Origin of the sequence: Bacteroides eggerthii, from assembly GCF_025146565.1 — a bacterium.
GTDB lineage: Bacteria > Bacteroidota > Bacteroidia > Bacteroidales > Bacteroidaceae > Bacteroides > Bacteroides eggerthii.
The window spans coordinates 1,698,848-1,725,660 of sequence record NZ_CP102258.1 but is presented as its reverse complement, the minus strand read 5'-3'; the positions used below and the strand labels follow the sequence as shown (position 1 = coordinate 1,725,660).

At 44.9% G+C, this 26,813-nt stretch carries 29 protein-coding genes and 1 pseudogene; 11 read left to right on the top strand and 19 right to left on the bottom strand.

All coding sequences use genetic code 11. The annotated features are described in order from the left end of the window. Positions 1-32 precede the first annotated feature (32 nt). The 12 genes and pseudogenes from NQ546_RS06815 to NQ546_RS06760 all read right to left on the bottom strand — a co-directional run bounded on the left by NQ546_RS06815 (position 33) and on the right by NQ546_RS06760 (position 10,816). On the bottom strand, positions 33-443 hold the full coding sequence (locus tag NQ546_RS06815) for a DNA-directed RNA polymerase subunit alpha C-terminal domain-containing protein (protein WP_004289328.1): 411 nt from the start codon (positions 441-443) through the stop codon (positions 33-35). 23 nt (positions 444-466) lie between these two features. After that, complete coding sequence (locus tag NQ546_RS06810) at positions 467-3,172, bottom strand: TraG/VirB4 family ATPase (RefSeq protein ID WP_080546218.1); 2,706 nt, start codon at positions 3,170-3,172, stop codon at positions 467-469. A gap of 106 nt (positions 3,173-3,278) precedes the next feature. Continuing rightward, the gene (locus NQ546_RS06805; RefSeq protein WP_004289326.1) at positions 3,279-3,575 is read right to left on the bottom strand and encodes a DUF4133 domain-containing protein; all 297 of its coding nucleotides are present in this window, start codon (positions 3,573-3,575) and stop codon (positions 3,279-3,281) included. 12 nt (positions 3,576-3,587) lie between these two features. After that, the gene (locus tag NQ546_RS06800; RefSeq protein WP_004289324.1) at positions 3,588-3,782 is read right to left on the bottom strand and encodes a DUF4134 family protein; all 195 of its coding nucleotides are present in this window, start codon (positions 3,780-3,782) and stop codon (positions 3,588-3,590) included. Positions 3,783-3,806: 24 nt separating this feature from the next. Continuing rightward, positions 3,807-5,618, bottom strand: a complete 1,812-nt coding sequence (locus NQ546_RS06795; protein WP_004289323.1) for a reverse transcriptase/maturase family protein — start codon at positions 5,616-5,618, stop codon at positions 3,807-3,809. A 562-nt stretch (positions 5,619-6,180) separates the two neighbouring features. Further along, positions 6,181-6,438 (bottom strand): annotated as a pseudogene (locus NQ546_RS06790) (DUF4134 family protein); the annotation flags it as partial. Between the two features lie 74 nt (positions 6,439-6,512). Continuing rightward, entirely contained in the window at positions 6,513-6,839 is a 327-nt protein-coding gene (locus tag NQ546_RS06785; RefSeq protein WP_004289321.1) for a DUF4134 domain-containing protein, read from the bottom strand. A 1-nt stretch (position 6,840) separates the two neighbouring features. Continuing rightward, positions 6,841-7,287 (bottom strand): hypothetical protein, encoded by a 447-nt coding sequence (locus tag NQ546_RS06780; protein ID WP_004289320.1) that lies wholly within the window; start codon positions 7,285-7,287, stop codon positions 6,841-6,843. A 240-nt stretch (positions 7,288-7,527) separates the two neighbouring features. Continuing rightward, positions 7,528-8,415 carry a toprim domain-containing protein gene (locus NQ546_RS06775; RefSeq protein WP_004289318.1) on the bottom strand — a complete coding sequence of 296 codons (888 nt, stop codon included), beginning with the start codon at positions 8,413-8,415 and terminating at the stop codon, positions 7,528-7,530. Between the two features lie 81 nt (positions 8,416-8,496). Next, positions 8,497-9,621, bottom strand: a complete 1,125-nt coding sequence (locus NQ546_RS06770) for an AAA family ATPase (RefSeq protein ID WP_004289317.1) — start codon at positions 9,619-9,621, stop codon at positions 8,497-8,499. Further along, on the bottom strand, positions 9,599-9,973 hold the full coding sequence (locus NQ546_RS06765) for a helix-turn-helix domain-containing protein (protein WP_004294465.1): 375 nt from the start codon (positions 9,971-9,973) through the stop codon (positions 9,599-9,601). Before NQ546_RS06765 ends, NQ546_RS06770 begins: the two co-directional genes overlap by 23 nt. A gap of 198 nt (positions 9,974-10,171) precedes the next feature. Continuing rightward, entirely contained in the window at positions 10,172-10,816 is a 645-nt protein-coding gene (locus tag NQ546_RS06760) for a hypothetical protein (RefSeq protein WP_007478951.1), read from the bottom strand. Here NQ546_RS06760 and NQ546_RS06755 point away from each other — a divergent pair. After that, positions 10,721-11,014: a hypothetical protein gene (locus NQ546_RS06755; protein ID WP_224200298.1), complete on the top strand. Its 294-nt coding sequence runs from the start codon at positions 10,721-10,723 to the stop codon at positions 11,012-11,014. The two genes, NQ546_RS06760 and NQ546_RS06755, sit on opposite strands and share 96 nt — an antisense overlap. A 59-nt stretch (positions 11,015-11,073) precedes the next feature. Here the strand turns inward: NQ546_RS06755 and NQ546_RS06750 are convergent, their stop codons facing one another. Next, complete coding sequence (locus NQ546_RS06750) at positions 11,074-12,204, bottom strand: site-specific integrase (protein WP_004289313.1); 1,131 nt, start codon at positions 12,202-12,204, stop codon at positions 11,074-11,076. Positions 12,205-12,382: 178 nt separating this feature from the next. Then, positions 12,383-12,892 carry a hypothetical protein gene (locus NQ546_RS06745; RefSeq protein ID WP_004289312.1) on the bottom strand — a complete coding sequence of 170 codons (510 nt, stop codon included), beginning with the start codon at positions 12,890-12,892 and terminating at the stop codon, positions 12,383-12,385. A 51-nt stretch (positions 12,893-12,943) separates the two neighbouring features. Here NQ546_RS06745 and NQ546_RS06740 point away from each other — a divergent pair, with 51 nt between their 5' ends. The 7 genes from NQ546_RS06740 to NQ546_RS06710 all read left to right on the top strand — a co-directional run bounded on the left by NQ546_RS06740 (position 12,944) and on the right by NQ546_RS06710 (position 19,032). Beyond that, the gene (locus tag NQ546_RS06740) at positions 12,944-13,834 is read left to right on the top strand and encodes an AAA family ATPase (RefSeq protein ID WP_004289311.1); all 891 of its coding nucleotides are present in this window, start codon (positions 12,944-12,946) and stop codon (positions 13,832-13,834) included. Then, the gene (locus NQ546_RS06735) at positions 13,797-14,849 is read left to right on the top strand and encodes a DUF3871 family protein (protein ID WP_004289310.1); all 1,053 of its coding nucleotides are present in this window, start codon (positions 13,797-13,799) and stop codon (positions 14,847-14,849) included. Before NQ546_RS06740 ends, NQ546_RS06735 begins: the two co-directional genes overlap by 38 nt. A gap of 939 nt (positions 14,850-15,788) precedes the next feature. Continuing rightward, on the top strand, positions 15,789-16,415 hold the full coding sequence (locus NQ546_RS06730; protein ID WP_004289308.1) for a WG repeat-containing protein: 627 nt from the start codon (positions 15,789-15,791) through the stop codon (positions 16,413-16,415). An 11-nt stretch (positions 16,416-16,426) separates the two neighbouring features. Continuing rightward, entirely contained in the window at positions 16,427-16,837 is a 411-nt protein-coding gene (locus tag NQ546_RS06725) for a pepsin/retropepsin-like aspartic protease family protein (protein WP_039953197.1), read from the top strand. Further along, positions 16,824-17,354: a hypothetical protein gene (locus tag NQ546_RS06720; RefSeq protein ID WP_004289306.1), complete on the top strand. Its 531-nt coding sequence runs from the start codon at positions 16,824-16,826 to the stop codon at positions 17,352-17,354. Before NQ546_RS06725 ends, NQ546_RS06720 begins: the two co-directional genes overlap by 14 nt. Beyond that, on the top strand, positions 17,344-17,769 hold the full coding sequence (locus tag NQ546_RS06715; protein WP_004289305.1) for a hypothetical protein: 426 nt from the start codon (positions 17,344-17,346) through the stop codon (positions 17,767-17,769). Before NQ546_RS06720 ends, NQ546_RS06715 begins: the two co-directional genes overlap by 11 nt. Before the next feature lie 378 nt (positions 17,770-18,147). Next, positions 18,148-19,032: a YitT family protein gene (locus NQ546_RS06710; RefSeq protein WP_004289304.1), complete on the top strand. Its 885-nt coding sequence runs from the start codon at positions 18,148-18,150 to the stop codon at positions 19,030-19,032. Positions 19,033-19,051: 19 nt separating this feature from the next. On the opposite strand, the gene NQ546_RS06705 is transcribed toward NQ546_RS06710, so the two are convergent. The 4 genes from NQ546_RS06705 to truA form a co-directional block, all read right to left on the bottom strand. Beyond that, positions 19,052-19,702, bottom strand: a complete 651-nt coding sequence (locus tag NQ546_RS06705) for a DUF3256 family protein (protein ID WP_004289303.1) — start codon at positions 19,700-19,702, stop codon at positions 19,052-19,054. A 50-nt stretch (positions 19,703-19,752) separates the two neighbouring features. Further along, on the bottom strand, positions 19,753-20,223 hold the full coding sequence (locus NQ546_RS06700) for a GAF domain-containing protein (RefSeq protein WP_004289302.1): 471 nt from the start codon (positions 20,221-20,223) through the stop codon (positions 19,753-19,755). 18 nt (positions 20,224-20,241) lie between these two features. After that, positions 20,242-21,141, bottom strand: coding sequence for a DMT family transporter (locus NQ546_RS06695; RefSeq protein ID WP_004289301.1), 900 nt, complete (start codon positions 21,139-21,141; stop codon positions 20,242-20,244). 76 nt (positions 21,142-21,217) lie between these two features. Continuing rightward, positions 21,218-21,973 (bottom strand): tRNA pseudouridine(38-40) synthase TruA, encoded by a 756-nt coding sequence (gene truA / locus NQ546_RS06690; RefSeq protein WP_004289300.1) that lies wholly within the window; start codon positions 21,971-21,973, stop codon positions 21,218-21,220. A gap of 149 nt (positions 21,974-22,122) precedes the next feature. Between truA and NQ546_RS06685 the strand changes: the two genes are divergently transcribed. Beyond that, on the top strand, positions 22,123-22,803 hold the full coding sequence (locus NQ546_RS06685) for a DUF5715 family protein (protein ID WP_004289299.1): 681 nt from the start codon (positions 22,123-22,125) through the stop codon (positions 22,801-22,803). 27 nt (positions 22,804-22,830) lie between these two features. On the opposite strand, the gene NQ546_RS06680 is transcribed toward NQ546_RS06685, so the two are convergent. Beyond that, complete coding sequence (locus NQ546_RS06680) at positions 22,831-24,345, bottom strand: bifunctional ADP-dependent NAD(P)H-hydrate dehydratase/NAD(P)H-hydrate epimerase (protein ID WP_029429348.1); 1,515 nt, start codon at positions 24,343-24,345, stop codon at positions 22,831-22,833. Positions 24,346-24,519: 174 nt separating this feature from the next. On the opposite strand from NQ546_RS06680, the gene NQ546_RS06675 reads away from it, so the two are divergent. Then, complete coding sequence (locus NQ546_RS06675) at positions 24,520-26,058, top strand: peptide MFS transporter (RefSeq protein WP_004289297.1); 1,539 nt, start codon at positions 24,520-24,522, stop codon at positions 26,056-26,058. A 569-nt stretch (positions 26,059-26,627) separates the two neighbouring features. Then, entirely contained in the window at positions 26,628-26,792 is a 165-nt protein-coding gene (locus tag NQ546_RS06670; RefSeq protein ID WP_004292428.1) for a hypothetical protein, read from the top strand. Positions 26,793-26,813 lie beyond the last annotated feature (21 nt).

The window sequence follows — 26,813 nt, the reverse complement described above, 5'->3', positions numbered from 1 at the left end:
TGGATTCCTCTCCGGTTAAAAACAGATATCCGTCAACGGTGCGTCATGCCTCTTAGTGCACGTATCAGTCCGTCGGCCTCATATACGGCGGAATTTGCCACCAGACGGTGATGTATGAATACCTCCTTGGCGATCTCGTACCTGCGTTGTTCCCACTTCGCCTCTTCTTCCTCGTCCTGTACGGAATTTTCTATGCCGGCGTATTCGTCCAGTTCCTTACCGAGCATCCCCAACCGGAGATTGTATCTTTCCAGAACATCCTCTATTTCCTCAATGCTTTTTCTTCCCATGTCGCGTACCCTTACCAAGTCCTTTCCGGGCCATTGGCACAAATCCCGGATGGTCTTGATGTCGAACTCACGGAATATCCGCTGGATACGGGCTTCATATTTGCTCCCGAACTCAAGTGTCTTTACACTTTGGCTAATGTCTATCTTTTCCATTTTTGTAATTAATGATTTGATTGTTATTGTTTTACATGAAGGTTCAATACCTGCCCGGCCTCGTTGACCTTTTGGGCGAACGGCAGGGACTTCCCGATACCGCTGGCGTTCCAGTCCCGGCAGTACGCCTCAATAGCTTCCTGATGACTGCACCGCAGTTCCCGTTTATAGAGTTTCAAGGCTTCTTTCTCCGCCCGCTCCGTGGTGTAGGTCATGTAACATTCTCTTGGTTCTTCTACACCGTACACGCCGCTGGTCGTTCCCCGGCGGATGAACACCTCGCGGAAGAAACTGCGCCCTTCCTTGTTTTCCAGCCGGTTGATGGTGAATATCTTCTTGCAGTCCACGTCAGTAAGGCCGAGGATAGCCTTGATTTCATCGAACCGCTCACGGAACTTGCTCTGGTCGAGCAGCATCACCACGTCCGAGTTGTTGATGATGGCTTCCTTGACGATAGGGCTGCCGATGATGTCCTGTATCTCCTGTGTCACCACGCCGACCGAAGCCCAGAACTTACGGGCCGTCTTGTACATAAACTTGATGTATTCGGCCATGAGCGGGCTGGCAATCGCCTTCCACGCTTCCTCTATGACCAGGACTTTGCGGTTCTTCTTGATACGCATCTTCTGTAAGAATACGTCCATGATAATCAGCGTGACAAGAGGGAACAGGAGAGGATCATCTTTTATACTGTCGATTTCGAAGACGATGAACGTCTCATCAAACAGTGAACTGTCCATGTTCTCGTTCAGCGTCTTTTCATGATTGCCTCCCCGGTAGAAGTCCTTCATCATGTAACGGTACGTCGAGATGTCGATGCCCGAAATGTGGTTCTCGGTACAGATGTCGGGGATGCGCTGCACGGAAAACTCATAGAACGAGTTGAACGACAGCTCTTCCACTTTTAGCTCCTTACGGCGGCGTTCCATCTCGTCGATCATGCGCTCGATACGCCCGGCCCGCTCTCCTTCGTCCTCGTCCCGCTTCTCGGTACGGTTACGGTCGTCGATGAGCAGCCCCTTACGCAAATCCTCCCGTTGCAGGGGCGTGAAGCCGTCGAAACCGTTGAAATAGGTGTCGTAATACTCCGTGATGACCTGTTCTATCAGGCGGTCCTCCGTCTTCGTGACCGTACCCTGCGAGCCTTTCCAGATGAGCAGTACGAGGTTTTTCAGGAAGCCCGTTTTCTCCACATTCATTTCAACCCGGTTGATGCGGAACGGGTTCATGGTAATCGGTCTTTCCTCGGTATAGGAAATGTACTTGCCGCCGAGGTATTCGCAAAGGCCCTCGTAGCTGTTACCCGTATCGACCATCACCACGTCTGTGCCCTGCTCGTACAACTGGCGCACGACAGAGTTCATGTGGAAGCTCTTGCCGCTGCCCGAAGGCCCTAAACAAAAGAAATTCGAGTTGTCCGTCAGTTTGTTTTTCCCTTCCTTTCCCGTGATGTCGATAGCTACCGGCACGCCTTGGCGGTCCGTGTAGTAAATTTTCAGCGGTGTTTCTTCGCTGTGCTGTATGTGCTCCTTATACATCAGGCACACCGCCGCGTCACCCAGCGTCAGGAAGCGGTCATAGTCCTCGTTCATGCCGTAGCAGTTACCCGGAAACGAGTTTACGAACAGTTCCAGCTGGTTGTACGCCCTTTTGGAAATATGGATACCCATACGTCCGAAAGCATTCTCCAAATGGTTCGTGCATTTTTGCAGGTCCGTACCAGTCGGTACGGCGACAATCAGGTTGAAATGAGTGTACACGAGCTGCTTGCTTTCCCGCGCGATGACCTCCTGTACCCGCTTGATGTCCTCCACGGCCATCTGGTTGCTCGGATTGGGAATACTGGCGTGCCGGTTCTTCTTTTTGTCCAGCAGGGCCAGTTCCCTTTTCTGATTGGGCAGGAAGACAATCTGGTTATAGATGACAGCCTCCGCACTCGGAATGCTGTCAATGGCAGCCAGCAGGTCCACGGGCATATCCGTGTTATTGACCTCTATATTGGTATAAGGTCTTATCAGTGAAGGCAGTGCGGCGCAGTCCACATCGACAAGACTATATACCTTGCAGCGTTTGTCGCCCATCGAGACTGTCTCGTCGTCTGCCTTGAAGTTGGTCATCGACACGATCCGGTCCTTGAAGTTCATGGCGAAATAGCGGTCCACGTATTCGCTCGCCTCGGCTTTGTTCAGGAACTTGGCCTGTACCCCGGCATCGTGCAGCTGGTCATGCACTTTGCGGATCTTGACCAGAAAATCGCGCCACTTCTTGTTGTCGAACGAGAACAGTCGGCTCTTCTTCGCCTCCTGTGTGATAGTCAGGTAACACACGCTGTCCGTGTAGTTGCGCCCCTTGAAGTAACGGAAGTAGGCCGACGAGAGGAACTCGTGTTTGTCGCCCGTCTCGTTCTCGAACTGTTTCCTGACGAAGATGTCCTGTTTGTGCAGGGCATATCCTTCGCCGAGCGTCTGTGCGAGGGCGGTGAAAAGGTGCGTGAACTCATAGTAGCTGTCAATGTTCGCGCAGTATTTTTGCACGGGGTTCTCTATTTTCAGGATAGCAGAATATTCGCCCGTCTTGGTATAGAGCACGCCCACGCCGTTCGTCTCTTCCACGGAAAAATAGATGTCCTGAAAGATACGCTTGCGCTTGCCTCCGGTACCGAACGCATAGACCGACAGGGCCATGCCGGCACACAAGGCGATAAAAAGTAGAATGATGTACAAAGTCATCTTAAAATACGATAAAAAAGGCCGGGCCGCCCGGATTTCAGGCGGCCGGCCCGCGTTCAACATTCAACAAGACCACACGTTGCCCGTGATGGTTTTTCTTTTCTTCTCACAGCTTCTTCGAGTGGGCGTAGATATACACCCCGCGCCCGTCTTTCTTGGTATGCAGCCCTTTCCGCTGTTTGAGCATGATAAGGGCGATACCCGTCGAGACGACCGCAACCAGCACGACCAGTCCGACCACGAACCCTGCGAGACAGTAGGCGATGATAAAGCCGACGATGGCTCCGCCGGCAACGCCTGCCGCCCAGTAGATATAGCGTCCCTGGATGCCCATGAACTCCAAAGGCCGTTGAAGACCTTTGAACAGCGGGTAGTCAGGGTAACGTTCGTCCTTGCCTTTCATCGTGCGGAAGGTTTATGCGCCGATACCGAAGAACATCGGAAGTGCTTGTGCGGCAGCGATTAAGAAAATACATGCGCCCACGACCATCATGATTTTCTTCTTCACGTCCTGTTCCTCGTTGTGTGGGCTAAGCACCCAGCGCCATACCCACCTTGCGGTGGGCGGTTTCCGAGTACTCGCCCCCAAACCGTACTTACATGTCTCCATGTATACGGCTTTCCATTAGTAACATTACTCTTTACCATAGTTCTGAATCATAGAGTTGCAGTCCTCACAGACAACCAGTGTCTTGCGATGTCTTTTGAGCATCAGTTTCTCCCACTCATTATTGCCTTTCAGCTTGGTGAGAGTCCTCACATGATGCATGACTACTTTTCCTTCCTTACCACATAGTTCACATCTGCCATCCTTCAACCTTTCCACAAGGCTCGGATATGGCACGTACATGGTCTGTGGCAGTTTGTCATAGTCAACATCGAACTGAGCATTTCTCTTTTTGAAACCCTCATTGTAGAAGACTCTGTATTTCTGCTTTCCCTTGGCATCGTTGTACGGAATGACAAAGTCCTTGTCCTTCTGATACTTCTGGCGAACTTTCCTTGCGGAAGTGTTCAGTTTCCAGCCAAGTGTCTTGAACATACTCATCTTCATAATGAAGGCGAAAGATGCACATTCTTTGGACACGTTTGCAGCAAGTGAATAGTAGTTGTAAAGTCCTCTGGTTTCCGCATTGTATTGGGCAAGAATATCTTCGGGCTTCATTGGAGTCATATATCTGCGAGGCTTTGACCACCAAATGTCTTTGCCATCAATGTTTCTGACCTCCAACGCGTTGTACTCAGTGAGCTTCTTTTGTATCACAGCCGAGTTAAGGGTTAACACCACTGCGCCGTTGAAGTCTCTTTTGAGAACTCCGTCCTTATTCCTTTTCACTGCGTCTGACTTTCTGATGAAGATTTCATATCCAAGGAATTTCGCCTTGTCTTGTGCGTGTGTTATCAAAGTTTTCTCATCAGACAATTCAAGTTTGAGTTGTTCTCTCATGAATTGGGTGATGTCCGCTTTGATGGTCTCGCATTCAGACTTGCTTCCGATAACCGATATAAGGAAATCGTCCGCATACCTTACATACTGCATTCTTCTAAAGTCCGCATCCATTGCATCCTTGTGAGGAGTGGACAGCATCTGTTTGCTCAGTTGGGCAATTTCATACAGATAGCTTTTCCGTATCTGCTCATCGGATGTTTTCTGCAACTTCTTTTTCAGCCAGTTCTTCTTATTGTTCAAACGCCAGTATTCGGGATTGATGCTGCGTCTGTCACCTTTGCGGAATTTGGCTGCGTACTCCTTGATGTACTTGTCGAACTTGTCAAGGTAGATGTTAGCCAGCATGGGGCTGATTATTCCACCTTGCGGAGTTCCTGAGTACGTCTTGTTGTACTTCCAGTCCTCCACATACCCTGCATTGAGGAATTTACGGATAAGTCTGAGGAAGCGTTCATCTGATATGCGTTCACGAAGAATGCTAATCAGTACGTTGTGGTCTATGTTGTCAAAGAAGCCTTTGATGTCTCCCTCGATAAACCACTTTGCTCCCGCAAAAGACTTCTGTATCATACCCAATGCCGTGTGGCAGCTTCGATGCGGTCGGAAACCATGTGAAGTGCCTTCAAAATGACCTTCATAAATAGCTTCAAGCAGCAGTCTAACTACCTCCTGCACCAATTTGTCCTCGAATGAGGGAATACCGAGCGGACGTTTCTTGCCGTTCTTCTTCGGTATGTACACTCTGCGTGCAGGGTGGGGTTGGTAACTTTCGTCCTTTAAGGACACAATCAATCTTTCAATCCTTTCAAGACTCATCTCATCGATGGTCTTGCCGTCAGTTCCGGGTGTCATGTTGCCTTGCTTCGCATAGATGCGTTGGTAGGCTACAGCGAACATCTCTTCACTGAACAGATACCGATACAGTCGCTCGTATTTATAATCCGAACTTTGACTGTGGTCACTTAGAGCTTTTAATACTCTTTCTGATTTTTCCATACGTCTTACACGTTTTCAAAATTTGTATTAAAACATTACTAACTGTTCCCCTTCGCCATGTACAAGGCATTACCTTGCTCGGACTACTATGGGAACTCCGTTACCATATTGGATATTCAGAGCCAAAGCCCATAGCCACTTTCATGGCTTTCCAACTTAGGTAATCTCCGTTTAGCTGTATGATAACTATTAGCACGACAGATTGTCGGATACGACTTCCGCCCTTTTCTCCGCTTACTGCGGTTGCGTTGTGGCTGGTTCTTTGCTATAACACCAATGACGTTGTCTTAGTGCCACAATGCGACGTTTGTAAAAGCCTTCCGTCGCAGCTACATCTTTTGCCGCTGGGCTATCGTTCAATCAGTATGGACTTTATCCTCATATCTGTCTTTCTCCCTCGCAATTCAGTCGCAGTCTGGCTTTTGACTGACTTATTGCTTTCCCAAAGTGCTATTTTCACCTTTAGGTTTCCCCTCGGGCTTATTTGGGTGGAAGTAGATCACTTGAACCCTGACCTATCCTCTTGCTAAAGAGGAATTTATCATGCAACCATTACGGACGCACTCATGGCGATGTACACCGAGATAGCGCCTACGATAGCCACAACACCGGCAATGGCGTAACACAGTTTGACCATGATGGGAACGTACTTGGCGATTTCCTCCGTCACGGTAGCCAGTGCAGTCGTACCGGCGGAATAATCGCCTGCGGAGTTCTGGGCCATGACGGCCGTCGTGCCACACAGCAACATCAGTGTGAGCATCTGTACTTTTTTAGCAGAAAACATTTTTTTCATTTGTCTTTTTGTTTTTTGAAACATGATTATTTATTTTAGGGTAAGTATTGCAGTTCTTTCGAATCGTTATGGCGGTACTTGATTCCTGCCTCCCGTTTCTATATGCGATAGCCGAAAAAGGCAGGAAAGACGAGGAACGCACCGATCAGGAACAGGCACGCGCCCACAAGCGTTACGACGGACTTGGTAATGCCGTCCTCGCCCGTGTTCATCTTTACGTAAATCTGGAATCCGGACACAATCACACAAATCCCGGCGATGGCACAACAGAGAGCTTGGACGTAAAACATCATTGTTACCACGTAGTCGTGCATCGTCGCCAGCGCATCCGCACCCCAACTGTAATTCACGCTGCCGCTTTTCGCCAGAGCTGAACAGGGGATGATGGAACAAAGCGCACATAGTATCTTTTTCGTTTTCGACATCTTACAGCTTATCTTTGACCGGTCTCCATTTCAGGCAGGGACGGTTGTCCAAGCGTCCTTTGGAAATCAACGCCTTATACATCTCTTCGTCGGTAAAGCCGTCGGACAGGTAGGGAGCGATCTCTTCCATCTGCGCCTCCGCCTTGGCCTTCAGCCTTTCAAGCCGCTCTTTCGCGGCTGCCTCCTTTTTCCCTGTATCGCCGTCTTGTACCGCAGGCGGGGCAGCTACGGCTTCCGTGTCGCATGTCTCATTTCCGATACTAAACCCGGTCTCGTTCTCCGAAACCTCGACACTCTCTTCCGTGGCATCCATCGGACCGAGGTCGAAAACTTCTTCGTCAGTCTTCTCCGTTCCCTTCTTTCCATACAGGTCACGGGTAATATTGACCGCGTAATAGACGATGTACAGCACCGTCAGTACAAGGGCGAATATAAAGTATGAACTCATCTGTTTTAAGTATGAAATTAAACTTTAATTGAACTTTGAAAGTACAAAAGCAAAGAAAAGTATTATATTTGATATAATGAAAACTCTTTATATCAAACAATATTTTATTACGTATAAATAAGTATGAAACATATAAATTGAACTTTAATTTCATACTTTAAGGCGAATGTACCGGGAAAAACGGGCATAAAAAAAGCCCTCCGGGAGGAGAGCTTTCAAGGGAGGGGTAACGATAATGCCTTACCGTTTCTTTCCGCGCAGGTAATCGTTCAGGTCCTTGTACTCGTGATAACGGAGTGCTTCGTTGTGCACCCGCTTGCCGTACATGCCGGCGATGGTCTCTTCCGTTTTCTGTCCGGCGAGATCATTGTCGAGATAACAGTGTATTTCCTCGTACACCTGCAAGTGTTCCAAAGCCTTTTTCAGGTTGTTCACCGAGTTCATCACGAGGTAATCGCAAGGTGCGCCGATGCAGACCGTATCATCACCCGTCTGTTTCAGCGTCAGGTAAGAGAGAAAATCCATGAAGCCTTCGAACACGCAAACCCGGTTCTGTGCTTCACTATGAGAATGCCTGATGACAGAGATGTCCTTACACCGGATACAGCCCTTATAATAAGGATTGCGAACCTCGTACCCGCCCGCCACGTTACCGAAGGCAAGGGCGAAGTAGCGCCGTTGCCGCAATTCATAATGGACCTCCCGGCAGAACATGCGGCCGATGTCTCCGTCGATTCCACGGGAATGAAGGTACGAGAGCAGCGCATGGTGCTGCAACGGTACGACGAGCACGTCCTTCATGTCGGCTTCGACGGGTCGGGGCGTTGTCCCCGGAATCCGCACCCTTTGTATCGGGATAGCGTTCTCGTGCTTCCCTATATAGGCAAGCACTTCGCTCACGCTGTCCGTCTGGTAAAGGTGTTTGCCCAGTTCCACAAGGTCTCCGCCCGTCGCTGCGCCAAAGTCATACCATTCGTTGAGCCGGTCATTGACCTTGAACGACGGGGTACGCTCATTGCGTAGCGGCGACAAATACCAGTATTGTTTCGATGTTACACTCTGGGGGTGGTAGCCGAGACTGGCAAGATAGTCCACGATACGCAGTTGTTTTGCTTCCGCTATGGTCATGTCATTTTCTTTTCACTTGTTTTCAAAAAACGGTTTACTTTGGTTTTTCTCCTATATATACCCGGACCAAAGTAAACTAAATTATTTTTCACCTTCTGCGTCCTCGCATTCTTCGTCGAAAAGCAAGGCTTCGGTCGGGGTCACATCGTAATAAAAGAGCTTGTCCCGTTTGACGATCAGCTTCAGGTTTTCCGTCAGGTACTGCAGCAGTTTTATCATGACGCTGCGTCCCCGTTTGAACCCGATAGCCTCATAGGAGGCCATGAGAGCCTGCAGTACGTTCTCGAAACCTTTGATGGGCCTGTCCCCGAAAGCGGCGGAAAGCGCCTCCCGGTGCTGCTCGATGGACAAATCCATGAAGCTGCTCCGGGCCTTCGGTCTCACGCTGCCATCAAACGAATAGTTATCCACCATGACCGGCAATCCTTCGTCATCAACGGAAAAAGCAAACGGTTTGAACTCCTTCTCGCGGATATGCAGCGCATGAACTTCACTGATAACGGGATTCTCCGCACTCTTGGTGATGACCAGCACCGTTTCCGCCTTATTGCTCATTTCCGTGCCGATATGCCCGCGCACATTGTTGTCGCCTTTATTCAGGTGCAGCACACAATGGATATGCAGGTCGTATTTCGACGACCATTCCATCATCTTGTTGATAACCTCCACCGATTCGCTGGTGCTGTTGATGTCGAGCATCAGGTCGCGGATGCCGTCAATGATGACCAGCCCGTACCCTTTGTTCTGTCGCAGAGCGTAGTCGATGACCTCAATACGCACGGCCGGCGTGTATTCCCGCAGGCAAATGAAATCGAGATTCTCGTTGTCGGTTGTGGTGGGCAGTCCCGCCAGGCGGAGAATACGTTCCAACACGTTATGGCAATGGAAACGGCTCTGTTCGGTGTCCACGTACAAGATCCTGCGCTTGCCTTCGGGCAGATGCGCCCGGTAGTTCAAAACCTGCCGGCCCGCCAGTGACGCAGCGACAATAGCAGAGACATTAAACGTCTTTTTCGCCTTCGCCTTACCCGTCGAAGCGCTAAAATTGCCGAGCGTCGCTATGGTGGAGTTGTCGATCCATATAATCTGGGGCGGAGTCACGTAGGTGTCCGTGGCCTTTATCTGCGATGCCGTGAGAATATCCGACAGGCGATTCTCGTCCAGTTCCGCCCACGAGTTACGGTCAGTTCTTTTTTCGTTTTCCATAGCGCTTCTGGTTAAAGAACGGTTGGGTTGCGGATACTTCCGTCGCCATACGCATGGCATCGTCCACCGTAGGTTCGTAGTTTTGCAAGAGCCATGCGTCCAGCTCTTCCTTCGCGAAGTAAAGCATCTTGCCGCGAGGTTTGTAGTGCGGGATTTCCTTGTTCGATGTGAGTTTGTACAACATACTTTCGGACACGCCGATATACATGCACGCCTCTTGAAAAGTGAAGACTTTCTTGGTCGTGTAAATGGTATTTTCCAGTAAAGCCACACGCTCCAACAGACCTTCCACCGGTTCCAACTTCTTGAGAACCGCTTCTATGGCGGTCAGCCGTTCGCTTAACCGCTCCATGAATGTTGTTCTGTTTTGCATAAAATACATGTTAAAATTAGACAATGGAGAGTTACCTCCGTTATGCAGCGCGCTAACGGAGGTCAAAGTTATGTGATGTGAACCGGACAGCCGGAAATTCCGGCATGATACTATGCACGTATCACGGCAACTATCACTGTTTTATCTTTCACATACTTGGCTTTTTGGCACTTCGTGTCATATTTTCAGCCGACTGATGGCTTTTCGTATGCCGAGGTTTGCCGATGTAATGTTGTTCCTCGCCGCAGAGAGGGCAGACGAGAGGCTTGAAGCGGTAACATATCTTGTGCCGTCTTTGGACAACAGGAACCGCCCCTTGTCGAGAACCGACTGCCAGTGAGGTAGGATAAAGGTGTTTTCGAGCAACGCATCGAACAGAACCGCCACATGGCGGATATTGTTCACACGTATACAGAAATTCTCCTTGCAGGCAAAAAGCGCTTCCATGTCCTCGATGCGGAGAGTGGAAACGCAAAACAGATGATAAGCGTTGGCGCAAGCCACAATACCTGTCATCTGTTCACGGGAAAAATTGCAACCAAAGGAGAGAGGTGGAGCGTTTCTGGAATCTTCTATACGTGAAGAGTCGAACCATACTCCGGCAATGTCGTACTTTTGTTTCAAGGCCATGCACTCCTCGAAAGAAAATGTTTCTGCGGTAAAGAGGCTTTTGACGAGACTTGTACAATCGAGCAACAGCCCTCTGATGATATGAATGTTCATTTCATGGCAATTCCTGCAAACCGCACTGTTGCAGTCGATGTACCGGTGGCTGTTTATAAAGTCATCCACGTAGCGGCCATATCGTTTGCCGCCTGTCATGACGTCTTGAAGATAAAGCTCCCTTGCTTCGGAGAGCAACTCGTAAAATTCTTCCGCTACATCCTGTTCCGTAGCGAAGTGGTGCAGATGTGGTCTCCCTTCAAAAAAAGAGAGGACCTGTTGTTTTGTCCTTTCATGTCGAATTGTTTTTTATGGGTTTATACTTATTATAATAGTGGCATTACTTCGACCATTTGAAATATCGGAGAAAAGCCGGAAATATTTACCTTAAATTGAATTTGACATGTATGACTACATCAGTCGAATAGGCCGTTAACCAAATTGACTGCTTCGTCTTTTTTCTGGTTGATGATTTTGGCGTACACCTGTGTCATTCTCACGGAGGTATGGCCAAGCAGCTTCGATACGGTATAGAGATCCGCACCGAGCGTCAGCATCATGGTCGCGAATGTATGCCGGGCGGTGTGAAAAGTAAAACGCTTGGTGATTCCGGCCGCTTCGGCCCACGGTCTGAGATACTGATTGATATTTGAAGGCAGGTTGAACACAGGATCGTCTGCAGCCTTGTCCTCACGCTCCGGCATCCATTTCAACGCCTCGTTGGAGAGTGGCAGGTAAATCGGTTCTTTGGTCTTCTGCATAGCTACCGCCAGACGGTATTGGCCGTTATCGACAAAGACATTCTTCCATTTCAGGCCGACAATATCGCTGATACGCAGTCCGCAGAAGCAGGAGAACAGATAGGCATTTTTTACCCTCCCTTCCTGCATCGGAGTGGCAATCAATGCCCGTACCTCTTCGATGGTCATATAGGACCGCACGCTTTCCGGCATTTTGGGCTTCTCCGACTTTTCCATCTCGTTAAACGGATTTCTCAACAACCGTTTAGCCCGAACGGCAGCATTCAGGGCGCCATTGAATATCTGATAATAGGTGTTGCGTGTAGAAGCTGCTATCGGCTTTCCTTTAGGGCGGAAGGTTGTCAGCATGTAGTCGATATAGCCTTGGCAAAAAGCGAGGTCAACCCGATCCAATATAAATCTTTCCCCTGCATATTCTTTCAGGATATGGGTAACGGCTTTGATTTGACCGATGCCCTTCTTGTCGCGTTTCTCTTGGTACTCCAGATAGGTTTGCATCCAGTCCAGCAGATAAATCTTATCCGTATGGTTCACGATACCGGCTTCACCACTGGTCAGCTCGATAATACGTTTCGACTTGATGGCATTTGCGGCAGCCATTGTTATTTCATTTTGCCGACGGGTATTGCTGTCCGTTCCCGGAATAAGATACAGCTTCAGGTACTCGTATGTCCGTTTGCCGTTGCGGTATATATCCAGATACAGACTTTTGCTGCCATCGGACAAATCCTTCATCCGAAGACGGATTGGTTCTTTTACTTTTTTAGGCTTCTTTATTCGTGGCATAATCGTATTCTTTCATTCGTTATTTTTCGTATGCAAATGTACGAATTAAAACTGAAATCAAGAAACAAACAAGAAACAAAAATGTACCCAAAAAGAACCAATTAACAGAAAATAGTGAAAACAACTGAAAGAAATAACTACCCTATAAAGAACTGATATAAAGCATATTTAGTTGTATTTATTTGGATTTTATTTTCATCTTTAATATGCCTGTTTGTTTATTAATAATAATTTCTTTGATTTCTTTTTGCTGCTTACCTGTAAGTTCATCTTTTATAGCTTCAACAAAAATCTCAAATGCAATAGTTTGTTGTTGTGACTGATTCTGATTCACATTTACATGGATTGATTTGTCAATCATACTTGCTTCTTTTGATGCTATTGGAACTTGAGGAATAATTAAGCATGAATTTAATATACCTAACATTTTATCAAATACAATGGGAGATTTGTATGATTTTGAGAATTCTTCAGAAGTTTTCTCAAAATCATTAATGCATCTATCTCCAGGAAAATTGACAGAGAGAAATCTTATAGTCATATTTTTCCATGTTTCATATTTTTGATTATCACTTAACTGATAAGCTCTATAAGTTCTTATTACTCCAGCAGGGACATTAATATATGAAATCTGTTTTTTTATTTCGGAACCTTCTTCTATAAGTTGTTCTAAAGTTATTGTTTTCATGCATCTATGTATTTTTAACAATGCAAATTTACTAATTAATTATTAATTTATATGTTAAATTTAAGAGTATCATCAAAGAAGCAGGCTAAGATAAAGCTTGCTCTACAAGGCTGTGCAGGCTCAGGAAAGACCTATTCAGCCTTATTATTAGCCTATGGTCTGACTAAAGATTGGACTAAAATAGCCATCATAGACAGTGAGAATGGAAGTGCTGATTTGTATGCCAGTTTAGGCAACTACAATGTATTACCCCTTCAAGACAACTTTACACCTGAAGCCTATATTGAAGCTGTAAAAGTATGTGAGGATGCTAAAATGGAGGTGATAATCATTGATAGTATCTCTCAGTGTTGGGATAACCTTCTGGAGTATCATGCTAATCTACAAGGCAATTCATTCACTAACTGGCAGAAGATTACACCAAGAATTAATGCCTTCATGCAGAAGATTCTACAATCTCCAAGCCATGTTATTTGTACTATGAGGTGCAAGCAGGATTATGTTCTTAGTGAAAAAAATGGCAAGATGATTCCAGAGAAAGTGGGGTTAAAAGCTGTCATGAGGGATGGAATAGATTATGAATTTACCATAGTCCTTGATATTAACATGAAGCATCAAGCCATTGCATCAAAGGATAGAACAAGTCTATTCATGGGTAAACCAGACTTTACTATTACACCCACTACTGGGCAAATAATACTGGATTGGTGCAATAATGGAGTAAACTTGGATATGATAAAGCAGAAGATAAATCAGGCTAAAACCATTGAAGAACTTACCTCCATTTATCACCAATACCCAGAATGGTATCAGCAACTTACATCAGATTTCATGCAGAAGAAGATGCAGTTACAAGAAGAGAGCAATAAACCTATTATCAACTATAATCCTAATTTTATACATTATGGAAGCAATGCAGTTAATGCCAGTACACAGAACTAATATGTTGATGCAAACATTTAGTCAGCCAAAGTTTGAGATTGAAACCCCAGTTGAAACTATAGAGACTGAAATTATCAGCTCCAGAAGGGAAAACAAAAGATTACCTTTTATAGAAGCCAATACCAAAGAAGTCACTATACAGCATCTAAGGAAAGAATGTGTAGTGCCAGTATTCAGCAAGGATAATGAGATAACTATCAGTCACCCTTCATTTATTGAAATGGTTTGGGAAGCTGCCAATCAGATATTTCCCAATGAGAGGATTGAAGAACCAGCTATCAGAGTAAGCCATGTCATTAAAGGCAGAACACCCGAAGCTATTCATAAACCAGTGAAGGATTTACTTGAATCAGACAAGACCATTTATTATGAAAGAATGATGTTCTGCTTTGAGATTCCCACTATCCATGAAGATATAATAGGCAATAGATTGAATCTTACTATTGGTGGAGTAAGGGCATATAATCATGAAAACTTGTATAGTAAGAAAAGTGTAGAAAAATTCAAGGTATTTATAGGCTTTAAGAACTTAGTTTGCTGTAATATGTGTGTCTCAACTGATGGTTACAAGTCTGAGTTAAAGGTGATGAGTACTGCTGATTTATTTAGTTCAGTGATGAGGCTATTTCAAGAATACAACATAGCCAAACACCTATACTACATGAGTACATATAAAGATAGTTATATGACTGAACAGCAGTTTGCACAGTTTTTGGGTAAGAGTAGATTATATCAATATCTCCCAGTTGAACAGAAGAAAAGGCTTCCTCAAATGCTGATGACTGATACACAGATAGGGCTTGTAGCCAAGGCATATTACAATGATGATAACTTTGCTCTTCCTGAGAATCAGAATGCTGTTTCCATGTGGAATGTATATAATCTGCTCACTGGAGCCAACAAAAGCAGCTATATAGATAATTTCTTGGATAGGTCACTGAATGCCACACAACTTACAGAAGGGCTAAATAAGGCTCTGTATGGAGAAAATGAATATTCATGGTTTATACAATAATCTTATAATTCCCATTCCTTTCTGGAGTATTTGCTCTTATTTATCCATTATATTAGGAAATTCTGTAGTGTCGAAAAAACTTGTAATGTACCTTATAGGAATAAAAATAAAAATTCGACACTTCACACTTACTTGGTTATATTTATATAGGAAGTAAGCAAGGGGTATTTTCTATGGTGGCTGAATGGAGAACTGGAAAATAAGCTCCAGAAGGTAGTTTGGAAGAAAGATTGGATATGAAATGTCTTCCATCTTTTTCTTGTTTTTCCTTCTGGAGTAGCTGGCTGTAGTTGGGTATTAAGATATTTGAACTGATTATAACATGGAGATAATGATAAAAGGCATTTTGAATATCACTATTGGATTGATATTCATGTGTATAATGGCTAAAGAGAGATAAAGGTGAGTAGCCTTTGTATTGTGTTTATTATTGTTGTAAGCCTCGGTTCTTGTAAGGAATTGGGACTTTTATTTTGAAAAGATATGAGAATCAGAGATATGTAATAGAATTAATGGTACATTTGCCACTGGTGGATATGAAGGTTATTATTACTTTTCCACTTCAAGAGCCTTAATGACAGATAAGAGAATAAGCTCATGCCTATGGTGCTAATATGGTCTGAAAACCTATTAAAAGTAGTCTTCGGATGATTGTTTATATGTGGAAAGTCTTAACTTTGCAACAGAAACAATCAAATGATTGCTAATGAAATAGAAGTTTAACAAGACATATTAGAAAAAGAAGTGTTTGCTTCTTACTTGTGAAGTCCTAAAATCACCACTTTGAAGACTAACAATCACAGCAGTAAGGGAGTGAATGCTCATACCATCAGGTGTGGGCTTTCCTTGTTTGTGATTGTAGGTGTTGTGGTGATACCTTGGACTCAGCAGGAAAGTACCACACTTTCTTTTTTGTAGTATGGCTACAAAAAGAGCAAAATGAGTGACCTTATTGTCTTTCAAAAGAACAATCTATTTGGTGCAAAATATCCATCTGGGAGAATTGCTATCACTCCTAAATATAAGGAAATGTACCCTTTTAGTTGTGGCTTGTCATTAGTCAGAAATGAGAAATATCAATATGCTTATATTAATATCACAGAAAAGCAGATAGTTTCATTTGGAACATACATTTGGTGTGACCCTCAATTTATTTGTGGCTATGCCCGAGTTAAATTGATGGATAATATTCATTGGGGGGTAATTGATACCTTGGGTAAAATAGCCATTTATCCTAATCTTGACTATATTTTGCCACTTGAATCTTTTAAGATATGGGGTAATAATAATGCTGTAAAAATTGCAGGAAGATACAAAGGAACAGAAGTAGCATATATAATTGACCCAATGAGTAGAATAAACCTACCCATTGATTTTGAGTTTATGCCTAATTTTGATTTAGAAGAGTATTCATTTCCTCAGAAAGCCACTTCCACTAAAAGAAATAACTTATTTACTAATGATAATAGCAATAAATCTTCTTCATTAAATGACAAAGAGGAGTGGGAAGACCAAACTATTGATACTTTTGAAGGAGATGAAAGTAATTATTGGAATATAGAATAAACAAAATAAAAATGGAATTTCCACTAACATTTGGTCTGCAAAAAGCAGGTTTACCACTGATACTGACATCAGGAAAAACAAATAACCTTTGTTTCTTGATTGATACTGGTGCTACTCATAACACCCTATTTGATTTTGTATATGAACATTTTAAAAGTGAGTTTAAGCTACTTGAAGGAATATATAGAACAATGGGGATAGAGGGACATTACAAAGAAACTCCTATCATTGAAGCTACATTCAATTTTGAAGGGAGGGATTATACTTCCACTTTTTCAGTTTTGGATGCTTCTGGGGCAATAAGACAAGTGCAGGATGAAACTGGAATACAGATTCATGGAGTACTTGGGGTACAATTCCTCATAGAGAATAAATGGATTATAGATTTTGAACAAATGAAAGTTACAGATGAAAAAGAATAGTTGGATTATTTTTTTATTGCTTCTTTGCCTAATGGGATGCACATTGCAAAGCAATAAGCAAAATGAGAATCAAGAAGATGTTGTAGAGAAAGATACTGCATATATGATAAAACCTTTTTTGAGGGATGGCATTACATATATTTGTAAAGACCCAATAATCAAATCTTACCTCATTGACTATAATTATTCTCCTCCACAGAAATATGAGTTAAACCAAATAACAGCTAAAATACAGGGAAACAGGGTTATAGTAGGTACAGACTGTTATACTACCCATATCATAAAGTCTGGAACATTTTGGAAAATTGAAAAACAGGGAAATAGCTGTTCATTTCCTCAGACAAATTTGGCAATCTTGGAAACAGACATAGGTGAAGTTAGAATAGCAGAGGTGGATGGTATCTTAGAGGATTTTTGTGTACTTGAGATTAAGTATGGTAATTATGAGGCAAGTACAGTTTATCCTTCAAATTATTGCAAGCTACCACAAGAAAGAATTTCCCAATATGCAAGATAAGAGAAGTTTGTTTATACGCATAAAAGGCATTGGCTTTACATTCCTTCTTGACAAAAGAATGAAACACAATTTGATTAGCCCTACTTTCTTGGCTTTCTTCAAAATAGGTAAGCAGAGGGATTCACTTTTGAATAATGATATAGGAGAAGTAAATATAAAACCTGAATATAATAGCTCACTTCCCTTTCTTCCTTCTTATGTAAATAGTATTTCACTGGAAGATACATTCCATTATGTTGGGAAGAAAGTTGTTTGGTGCAGTGATAATAAGTTTAGGGAGTGTAAGGCAGTCAAACTCAATTTTGAATATGAGGGACACCCTAACTCTGAACTATTCTTTGTTGATAAGAGTGTTGAAGAGGACTATGCTATTTTAGGCTCTACCTTCTGGAGCAAATGTGATATTTTAAAATAATAGAAATTGTTATGAGAAAGAAACAAGAAACTTAGCATTACTAAATGCTGCTATTGGTATTGTATAAACCTTACCAATGTTGGTCAATAGTTGTTCTATTGACTTTTATAGAAGTAATTAACAGACTAACAATCAAATAATTGAATAGTATTATCAAAGAGCCTTCCAAGCTGAGGGTCGCGGGTTTGAGCCCCGTCTTCCGCTCTTCTGAAAATCAGATAGTTATCGCAAGATTTCTATCTGATTTTTGTTTTTAGGCACTTCCGATTTGGCTATGGTTTAAAATTTTATTCATCCAGCTTCAATAATACCCGGCAGCATTATCTCTTGAAATTAAGAAAATATCTATCTTTGCCGCAAATTTAGCTGCAAACTACAATGAATGTGAACATTCCTTCCCGACAAAACATTTTCCGCGAAATGCGGGATTATCTAATGATTGCTTTAGGCATGGTTATGTACGGTATAGGGTGGACAGTTTTCCTGCTTCCCAACGACATTACCACAGGTGGAGTACCGGGTATTGCCTCACTGGTATATTTCGCAACGGGATTACCGGTACAATATGTTTATTTCGGTATTAATTTTATATTGCTACTGCTCGCTATCCGCATTTTAGGATGGAAATTCAGCATTAAGACAATCTTTGCCGTCTTTACCTTGACCTCCTTTCTGTCCATCATTCAACAACTGACAGCCAATGTCCAACTGCTGCACGACCAGCCTTTCATGGCATGTGTCATCGGCGCATCTTTTTGCGGAGGCGGTATCGGCATCGCTTTCTCTTCCAATGGAAGTACGGGCGGAACAGATATTATCGCCGCTATCATCAATAAATATAGAGACATCACATTGGGGCGGGTAATGCTGATTTGCGATCTCATCATTATCTCCTCCAGCTATTTTGTACTGAAAGACTGGGAGAAAGTAGTATACGGCTACGTCACCCTGTACATTTGCAGTTTCGTATTGGATCAGGTAGTGAACAGCGCACGCCAGTCCGTACAGTTCTTCATCATCAGCGAAAAGTATGAAGAGATAGCCAAACATATCAATGTATATCCCCACCGGGGCGCCACAGTTATCAACGCTTCCGGATTCTACACCGGCAAGGAGATCAAAATGCTGTTTGTCCTTGCCAAGAAACGCGAGTCGACCATCATCTTCCGGTTGATAAAAGACATAGACCCGAATGCTTTTGTATCACAGAGTCAAGTGATCGGAGTATATGGAGAAGGATTTGACAAGATAAAAGTGAAATAAGACACCAGTCGGCAAGCGCTTATTCAGCAAGAACGAATTTTCCTTCTTTCCAAACATAACTTACAGGGCGGCGGAGAAACGGTTTTAGTTTTTCTGCCGCTTCTTTTTCCATATAGTCAGGAGTAGTGAAAGTAAAGGTCAGTGTGGCATCCTTACTCGAAAGATCCGCTTTCATCAAAAGCATATCAGCCTGAAGGCGGGCATCTTGATACCGATATACATCTGCCGTATCAGAAGCGGGTGCAATGAAGTTGTCCATATCGGGCACTGATGGCAGATAAGATGTAGATGGCAATTCTTTCCAGTCGGTAGTATAGAAATTAATATGACTGTCACAAACAGGGGCGCACACAGTGGAGACAGTACAGATGAGCCGGGTGCTATCATTCACTGCCAGAAGTTTCATTTGCCAGGAACTCCGGGGTGTTACCTGCACACAGATATAGTCGGAAGTAAGCTCCGTCATTTCCGATTTGCCGCCAAAGCGATTCGTGACTTCCGCTTTCATCTTACTCTCCAGAAAGTCGATGAAGTCTGCACGATTCACCGCTGTAAGCAGCGGACTCAAAGAGTCGGGCATATTAGTAAAACAAGTCTTTGCCAGTTGCGCTGACAAGGAACCGACTCCCATACATACTACAAACAAAAAAACTACCAACTTCTTCACCATGTCATTTCACTATTTTGCCAATATAAATTCCTTATTTCCTGATACACGCTTTACAAACAAGAGCACAACTCACGCAAAAAATAGGCATCCACATCATCAAAACCATTCAAACTTTCGCAGTCCACATCCAGCACACCCCATACTTCCCCACCTGTCCGAAGAAGCGGAACCACAATCTCCGAACGCGACAAAGAGCTACACGCAATATGCCCCGGAAAAGCATCCACATCCGGCACAACCAATGTTTCAGCTCTTTCCCATGCTTTTCCGCATACGCCCCGTCCTTTCTTTATCCGCGTACAAGCCACCGGACCTTGAAAAGGAGCAAGTACCAACTCCTCACCTTTTACCAGATAAAATCCTACCCAGAAGAAACCGAAAGTCTCCTTCAGCGCTGCTGCAACGTTGGCAAGATTGGCAATAAGGTCATTCTCATCTGCAATCAAACACTTAATTTGCGGAAGCAACGTACGATACTTTTCTTCCTTGCTGCCATTACTGATACACAGGTCTTCTGCCATAGTTCATCTGATAAAGTCTTATTTGCTCCCCAAATATAGGAAGAACATTCCAATCAACACCAAAATAAGATCCACCGCCTTGCTTTTTAAATTCTTTTCACGAAAGAACAGAGCCCCAAACAAGAACGAGACAACCACGCTACCGCGCCGCACCATAGAGACGATAGATATCATGGAATCCTCATAACTCAAAGCGTAGAAGTACACAAAGTCTGCCGCACAAAGAAAGACTGATATACCGATGATAGTCCAGTCCCAACGGAACGGAGTGCTCTCTTTTCTCTTGGGATACCACAGCAACAGGATAATGGGGCACATAATAAATACCTGATATATATTGTACCACGACTGCACCACCATAGGCGGCAATTGCTTCATCAGATACTTATCGTACAGCCCGCTGACAGCACCTGTCACAGCCGCCAGCACAATAAAAAGGATCCATTTATTATGTTTAAAGTCGATGCCTTCTTTCTTACCGGAACGGCTCAACATAAAAAAGGACAGCACCGCCAGCATCACACCTATCCATTGGTAAAGATTCAGCCGCTCACCAAATACGAGCATGGCTCCCACAAGCACCATTACGGGACGCGTCGCATTGATCGGCCCCACAATGGTAAGCGGCAGATGCTTCATCCCGAAATATCCGAATATCCACGAGGACAGCACAATGAAAGACTTGATGATAACAAACTTATGCACATCCCACCCCACAACAGGAACATCGAACATCGTACCGCTTAATACCGCAGGAGTAAAAGCCGATATGAGAATAAACGGAAGGAATATCAAACTGGAGAACACCGTATTCAGAAACAAGACCGGAAGTACGGCATTATCTTTAAGTGCCTGTTTCTTGAAGGCATCATAAAATCCCAGCAATGCTGCCGAGAGAAAGGCTAATAATAACCACATTGATTTTAATTATGAGTTATGAATTATGAATTGGTTACACTACAAGAAGAGGAAGAGGAAAAGTAATCACTTATCACTAACCGCTAATGAAAGCTTCTTCGGGATAGGTAACATCAACCAAGAACAACGCATTACCGGGCACAGAAGTTCCAGCCCGGCACCGGTCTTTCTGCTCAATGATACGGCGGAAACCTTCGACAGTGAGTTTACCCCGGCCTACCTCAAGCAACGTACCTACCACCGCACGCACCATATTCCGCAGGAAACGGTCTGCCTGAATGGTAAACACCCAAGTCACTTCATCCACCTGTGTCCAAGCTGCATGCATTATTTTACAATTGTTAGTCTTGACATCAGTATGCAGCTTACTGAAACTGGTGAAGTCCGTATATTCAAACAAAGTCTGTGCAGCCTCATTCATCCGTTCAAAATCGGGAGTTTGAAACAGGCGGCAACGATACTGACGATCGAAAGGCATCTTAGCGGTAGTGACATAATATTTATACATGCGTGCCGTAGCATCAAAACGCGCATGAGCATCGGGACGCACAGCCCGCAGACGGTAAACGGAAATGTCCGGCGGAAGCAAGCGATTCAGCTTGTCCGCCATGAAATCCACATCCAGCGGAGCATCACTATCAAAATGAGCCACCATTAAGGAAGCATGCACTCCGGCATCGGTGCGTCCTGCACCCACAACTTCCACTTCACGCCGCAACAAGGTGGAGAGCGCCTTCATTAAACATTCCTGCACACTCGCGCCGTTAGGCTGGATTTGCCAGCCATGATAGGCTGTACCGTCGTAAGCTAAATAAATAAAATATCGTTGCACGTTTCTTTTTACTACCTGAATTTGCCTACAAAGGTACAAAAAGAGAGGAAAAAAGCAGCAAACTCTTCCGATAGTTCTGGCAGATTGCACTATCTTTGCAGAGGTTATCACCACAAATCACGCAGATACACACAGATTCAGAATTAATTATGTATAGAAAAAGCCGTTTTATCTCTCTGTTTTTAGTAGCAAGTATAGCAATAACCTGCTGTCTGGCAGGATGTAAAAAGAAAGACATGTCCCTCAAGCTGAACGAACCCCGCAACATACGGGGTGTCATCAGTTACAAACGTTCTTTCGGCGATTTGAATGAAAAGCACCTGAAAGTTGCGCAGACCATTGGCATCCGTCCGTTAGCATCACGCGAAGAGGCGGAAAAGCTGAAAGAGAAATTACAACATATCGCAACGAACGACTTATATGCGGTCGATTCATTGACGCACTCCATTCCATACCTTATTCCGGGAGCAGCTGCCTTGCTTGACACAATAGGGTACAACTTCCTTGACTCACTGACCGCCAAAGGCCTGAACCCGAACAAGATTACAGTTACCTCCGTACTTCGCACCAAAGACGACGTGAAACGCCTGCGCCGCCGCAACGTTAATGCATCCGAAAACTCCGCACACTTCTACGGCACCACATTCGATGTCAGCTGGAAACGCTTCCAAAAGGTAGAGGATGAAGACGGACGCCCGTTACAGGATGTGAGTTCGGACACTCTGAAACTGGTGTTGTCCGAAGTGTTACGCGATTTGAAGAAGGCAGACAAATGCTATATCAAGTATGAACTGAAGCAGGGCTGCTTTCACATCACTACAAGGATGTGACTTTCACCGCAGAGGAACACAGAGCCATCATTCTTCTTCCAACATACGCCATGCCAACGGCAAGCAGTCGACAATGTCCCCCGCCGTCATCCCCATTGCTCCATGTTTCTTGCGGGCAATATCTCCTGCCAAGCCATGCACATAAGCCGCCAGACGTGCGGCTGTTTCCGTAGCATACCCCTGTGCCAGCAGAGCCAGAACAACACCTGTAAGCACATCACCGCTACCACCCGTTGCCATACCCGAATTTCCGGTGGAGTTGAACCAGCACTTGCCCTCCGGCGTGATGACAGCGGAATAAGCACCTTTCAGTATAAGATGCACACCTGTACTTTGAGCCAGTTCACAAGCTTTCGTCAGACGTTCGTATGAGTTTTGGCATTTCCCTACCAACCGTTCCAATTCTTTGGGATGCGGAGTAAGAATACTCCCTTTGGGAAGCCTGCCGATGTAACTGCGATGTTCTCCCAGCAGGTTCAGCGCGTCGGCATCCACCACCATCGGCGTCTGGCAAGATTCGATTTGTTCCAATAAAGCAGCCTCGGTATCTCCCGCCTTACCCAATCCGGGACCGATGCCTACCGCCTGATAATCATCCGTATCGGTGGCGCAGGAAAAACGCACGTCGTTTATGTCAATCTCCGTCATGGCTTCCGGTACGGAAGTCTGCACTATAAAATTATTGCAGAAAGGAATATGGACAGTCAGCAACCCTATGCCGGAACGCAGACAGGCGCGTGCCGCAAGCACCGAGGCTCCCGCCATTCCTTGCGAACCGGCTATCAGCAAGGCCCGGCCGAAGTTTCCCTTGTGCGCAAATTTGCTGCGTACTTTCAGCATCGGAGGCATATCCCCATGTTCCGTCAATGCAAAATCTGTCTCTTTCTCATTGATAGCCTCCTCGCTCAAGCCGATATCCAGCAGTTGCCATTCACCCACGAACTGTTCGTTCTCGGCAAAAAGGAAAGCCAACTTAGGCAGTTGCAAGCTTAACGTCAAGTCGGCACGAATGATATTGGCTTGAATGTTATAGGTATTATCCTCTCCCATCAGTCCGGAAGGAACATCAAGGGCAACCACCGTCGCCGGAGATGAATTGATATACTTCACTACCGCAGCAAAGCCACCGCTCAAAGGCTTGTTCAATCCGCTGCCAAACAATCCGTCAAGCACGACATGCCTTGCCGTCAGCTCCGGTGGAACGAACTGTGTGGTTATCTCATGAAAGTCTATTCCGGAAAGTTCCGTCAGGCGCTTCTTATTTGTTTCGCAATCCGGAGACAAACTTCCTTTCGTATTAAAAAGATATACTTCGACACGATACCCCTGCTGCGCCAGCAGACGCGAAACGGCAAGGGCATCTCCGCCATTGTTTCCGGGTCCGGCAAATACTGTGAAAGGAGTTTCCGTATTCCAACGTTCGGATATTGTTTTCGCCAATGCCTGCGAGGCGCGTTCCATCAGGTCTATGGAAGTAACAGGCTCGTTCTCTATCGTATAGGCATCCAGTTCTTTTATTTGAATGGTAGGAAATATTTTTATCATCGCAGCTTATTCATTTAAGTTACGAGCAAAGGTACAAAAAATAATGATTAGTAAGGAAGAAATCATATCCGGCGAATAATCACTATCTGTTAAAATTAGGTTCTCATTCAAAGAATAACTGCTTTTGCAGCCAAAACAGCTATAAAGACAAAGACTATAAACACATAATCAATGAGTACATCCAAACATCCCAAGGGGCTTTATCTGATCTTCGCCACCAGCACCGCCGAACGTTTCAGCTATTATGGCATGCGCGCCATTTTCATCCTATTCCTAACGCAGGCATTGCTGTTCGACAAGGAACACGCCGCCTCCATTTACGGCAGTTACACCGGCCTGGTCTACCTCACCCCGCTTATCGGCGGATACATTGCCGACAAGTACTGGGGCATCCGCCGTTCTGTGTTTTGGGGAGCCATAATGATGGCGGTGGGACAGTTTCTGATGTTCTTCAGCGCATCCATGTTGGATGCCGTCCAACTGTCGCACTGGCTGATGTATGGCGGCCTTACCTTTCTTATATTAGGGAACGGATGTTTCAAGCCGACAGTGTCCTCCCTCGTGGGGCAACTGTATGAACCGGGAGACAGACGGCTGGACTCGGCTTACACCATATTCTATATGGGCGTCAATGTAGGCTCTTTCCTCGCCCCGCTGGTTTGCGGCTACTTTGGCGAGACCGGCAACCCGAACGATTTCAAATGGGGATTCCTTATCGCCGCAATCGTCACCGTTTTTACGGTCATACTCTTTGAAACACAGAAGAACAAATACCTCATCGGCCCCGACGGCAAGCAACTCGGCATCATCCCCGACGCAAAGAAGGAACAGCCCCGGTCCGCCTCAAACACCGGACATCCGGTGGTGGACAGCAGCAAGAAAAGGCGTAATTATCTTCTATTAGGAGCGTTGACGATAGCGCTTGCCATCTTCTTCCATCAATGTTTCGGCAATGACTGGATCAGCATCGGCATCTTCACCGCTTGCATCGTCTTTCCCGTCAGCATCCTGCTCGAAGGCTCACTCACGAAGATTGAGCGCGACCGCATCTTCGTCATCTATATCATTGCCTTTTTCGTCATCTTCTTTTGGGCAGCCTACGAACAGGCAGGTGCCTCACTGACGCTTTTCGCTTCCGAACAAACCGACCGCGTCATCCTCGGTTGGGAAATGCCCGCTTCCTGGATACAATCATTCAATCCTTTCTTCGTAGTGATACTGGCAGCTATCATGCCGGGAGTATGGGGATTCCTCAACAAACGGGGTATGGAGCCTGCCTCTCCCACCAAACAGGCTGTCGGACTGTTGCTGCTGTCTTTAGGCTATCTCGTCATCTGCTTCGGAGTGAAAGATGCGCAACCCGGCGTTAAAGTAAGCCTCATCTGGCTGACAGGACTTTACTTCATCCATACAATGGGTGAGATAGCACTTTCCCCCATCGGATTGTCCATGGTGAACAAGCTCACTCCTATCCGCTTTGCCTCACTAATGATGGGTATATGGTATCTTTCCACCGCCACAGCCAATAAGTTTGCAGGCACATTGAGCGGCCTTTATCCCGAAGCCGGAAAGGTGAAAACACTGCTTGGCTACCGCATAGAAACAATGTACGACTTCTTCATGGTATTTGTCGTAATGTCTGCCACCGCATCACTTATCCTCTTCCTGCTCTCAAAGAAATTGCAGAAGATGATGCATGGAGTGGAATAAATTCACTATATTTTATTCGCATACTGAATATCAATTATTTAAGAGCTAAAGTTCTCTTTTTTCGTACTTATATGCTTTAAGTAGAACACCACAAAGATATGAATTCTTTTTCATCCAAAGACATTTTACCCTGCCATTAAATTGGCAGGGTATTATTTTTTCTCCTCTCCAAAGCCTTCAAACTCTTATATATGAGAAAAAAGCTTGGAGCATAATACAGCACCATTAAGATAAGGTGCGTACGGCTTCAAGCATTAATGATAAAAACAATTACCGGGTCACGCTTATTTTCAGACGATGGATAAGATGGCGATTCGATGATGCGTAGCAATTCCAGTATGTGGACAAGACATAAAGTTCCCCACGAAAGAATGTATGCCGCATGATAGGCCAAGTAAATGCGAGGAGCTGTTTACAACGGTTCAACTATCACAACCAGTCGAAAGACCGGTTTATTTTTTTCTTCTCCCCTTTTCTTGATCGCCCCTCAAAGCCTTATATATGAGAAAAGTATATAAGAGAAACAGAGAATAGAAATAATAACTAACAATTTAAAACAATTAAGAGACATGGGAAATTTAATTAAAGGATTGAAGGTCGCAGCTTATGTGGCCGAGATTATCGTGGCAGGTTCAGTAGTAATAGAGCTTGCAGAAAAGTATAGTGGCAAATTCGGAAAAAAGAAGATTGCCACGGGTGAAGTCAAGGCCGTTGATGCTGCGACTGAAAACTGATAGTACGTCTGTGAATGGATT

Excerpts from the sequence above, each read along its gene's own strand:
- NQ546_RS06750 (WP_004289313.1), bottom strand. The coding sequence starts at position 12,204 with ATGCCACGAATAAAGAAGCCTAAAAAAGTAAAAGAACCAATCCGTCTT.
- NQ546_RS06780 (WP_004289320.1), bottom strand. The coding sequence starts at position 7,287 with ATGAGTTCATACTTTATATTCGCCCTTGTACTGACGGTGCTGTACATC.
- NQ546_RS06720 (WP_004289306.1), top strand. The coding sequence starts at position 16,824 with ATGAAAAAGAATAGTTGGATTATTTTTTTATTGCTTCTTTGCCTAATG.
- NQ546_RS06800 (WP_004289324.1), bottom strand. The coding sequence starts at position 3,782 with ATGGAGACATGTAAGTACGGTTTGGGGGCGAGTACTCGGAAACCGCCC.
- NQ546_RS06745 (WP_004289312.1), bottom strand. The coding sequence starts at position 12,892 with ATGAAAACAATAACTTTAGAACAACTTATAGAAGAAGGTTCCGAAATA.
- NQ546_RS06730 (WP_004289308.1), top strand. The coding sequence starts at position 15,789 with ATGAGTGACCTTATTGTCTTTCAAAAGAACAATCTATTTGGTGCAAAA.
- NQ546_RS06710 (WP_004289304.1), top strand. The coding sequence starts at position 18,148 with ATGAATGTGAACATTCCTTCCCGACAAAACATTTTCCGCGAAATGCGG.
- NQ546_RS06715 (WP_004289305.1), top strand. The coding sequence starts at position 17,344 with ATGCAAGATAAGAGAAGTTTGTTTATACGCATAAAAGGCATTGGCTTT.
- NQ546_RS06770 (WP_004289317.1), bottom strand. The coding sequence starts at position 9,621 with ATGGAAAACGAAAAAAGAACTGACCGTAACTCGTGGGCGGAACTGGAC.
- NQ546_RS06815 (WP_004289328.1), bottom strand. The coding sequence starts at position 443 with ATGGAAAAGATAGACATTAGCCAAAGTGTAAAGACACTTGAGTTCGGG.
- NQ546_RS06765 (WP_004294465.1), bottom strand. The coding sequence starts at position 9,973 with ATGGAGCGGTTAAGCGAACGGCTGACCGCCATAGAAGCGGTTCTCAAG.
- NQ546_RS06675 (WP_004289297.1), top strand. The coding sequence starts at position 24,520 with ATGAGTACATCCAAACATCCCAAGGGGCTTTATCTGATCTTCGCCACC.
- NQ546_RS06725 (WP_039953197.1), top strand. The coding sequence starts at position 16,427 with ATGGAATTTCCACTAACATTTGGTCTGCAAAAAGCAGGTTTACCACTG.
- NQ546_RS06705 (WP_004289303.1), bottom strand. The coding sequence starts at position 19,702 with ATGGTGAAGAAGTTGGTAGTTTTTTTGTTTGTAGTATGTATGGGAGTC.
- NQ546_RS06685 (WP_004289299.1), top strand. The coding sequence starts at position 22,123 with ATGTATAGAAAAAGCCGTTTTATCTCTCTGTTTTTAGTAGCAAGTATA.
- NQ546_RS06810 (WP_080546218.1), bottom strand. The coding sequence starts at position 3,172 with ATGACTTTGTACATCATTCTACTTTTTATCGCCTTGTGTGCCGGCATG.
- NQ546_RS06795 (WP_004289323.1), bottom strand. The coding sequence starts at position 5,618 with ATGGAAAAATCAGAAAGAGTATTAAAAGCTCTAAGTGACCACAGTCAA.
- NQ546_RS06775 (WP_004289318.1), bottom strand. The coding sequence starts at position 8,415 with ATGACCATAGCGGAAGCAAAACAACTGCGTATCGTGGACTATCTTGCC.
- NQ546_RS06785 (WP_004289321.1), bottom strand. The coding sequence starts at position 6,839 with ATGTCGAAAACGAAAAAGATACTATGTGCGCTTTGTTCCATCATCCCC.
- NQ546_RS06700 (WP_004289302.1), bottom strand. The coding sequence starts at position 20,223 with ATGGCAGAAGACCTGTGTATCAGTAATGGCAGCAAGGAAGAAAAGTAT.
- NQ546_RS06670 (WP_004292428.1), top strand. The coding sequence starts at position 26,628 with ATGGGAAATTTAATTAAAGGATTGAAGGTCGCAGCTTATGTGGCCGAG.
- NQ546_RS06760 (WP_007478951.1), bottom strand. The coding sequence starts at position 10,816 with ATGACAGGCGGCAAACGATATGGCCGCTACGTGGATGACTTTATAAAC.
- NQ546_RS06755 (WP_224200298.1), top strand. The coding sequence starts at position 10,721 with ATGGCAATTCCTGCAAACCGCACTGTTGCAGTCGATGTACCGGTGGCT.
- NQ546_RS06805 (WP_004289326.1), bottom strand. The coding sequence starts at position 3,575 with ATGAAAGGCAAGGACGAACGTTACCCTGACTACCCGCTGTTCAAAGGT.
- NQ546_RS06735 (WP_004289310.1), top strand. The coding sequence starts at position 13,797 with ATGGAAGCAATGCAGTTAATGCCAGTACACAGAACTAATATGTTGATG.
- NQ546_RS06740 (WP_004289311.1), top strand. The coding sequence starts at position 12,944 with ATGTTAAATTTAAGAGTATCATCAAAGAAGCAGGCTAAGATAAAGCTT.
- NQ546_RS06695 (WP_004289301.1), bottom strand. The coding sequence starts at position 21,141 with ATGTGGTTATTATTAGCCTTTCTCTCGGCAGCATTGCTGGGATTTTAT.